The sequence below is a fragment of the Bacillus cereus group sp. N12 genome (genome assembly GCF_016483575.1).
Classification (GTDB): domain Bacteria; phylum Bacillota; class Bacilli; order Bacillales; family Bacillaceae_G; genus Bacillus_A; species Bacillus_A toyonensis.
The window spans coordinates 1-544 of record NZ_JAEHBO010000196.1; the positions used below are offsets into that span (position 1 = coordinate 1).

Below are 544 nucleotides of genomic sequence, written 5' to 3' on the forward strand. Positions count from 1 at the left end.
GAGATTGTGAGTCAAGCGACCGAGCACCGTATGGTGGGAGGACGTGCGTTGATGACAGATTCTACACACATTAAGGCGAATGCCAATAAAAATAAATTTGTACATAAATATAAAAAAGAAAAGGCAAAGTTCTATATAGATGAACTAGAAGCTGCGGTAATCGAAGATCGTGAGGTACATGGAAAAAAGAATTAAGACCTAGAAAGGAAAGTGATACCCCCACTAAAAAAACTCGTATCAGTACAACGGATCCAGATAGTGGATTTTTAATGAGGGATGGAAAACCGAACGGTTTTCATTTCTTAGATCATCGTACGACTGATGCGAAATATAATATTATTACAGATACCTATATAACGGCTGGAAATATGGCGGATTCCGAGCCGTATTTAGCACGTCTACAAGCTCAAACTAATAAATTCGGATTCAAAGTTGAAGCTGTAGCTCTTGATGCAGGCTATTTTACAGGTTATATCTGTAAGAAACTATCAGAACAGAATATATTTATGGTGATGGGGTATCGCCGATTTGGAAAGCGAAATAA

Annotated in this window: 1 pseudogene; it reads left to right on the forward strand. The window is 37.9% G+C overall.

The features are described from left to right. Positions 1-544: pseudogene (locus JDS92_RS30115) on the forward strand (transposase); the annotation flags it as partial.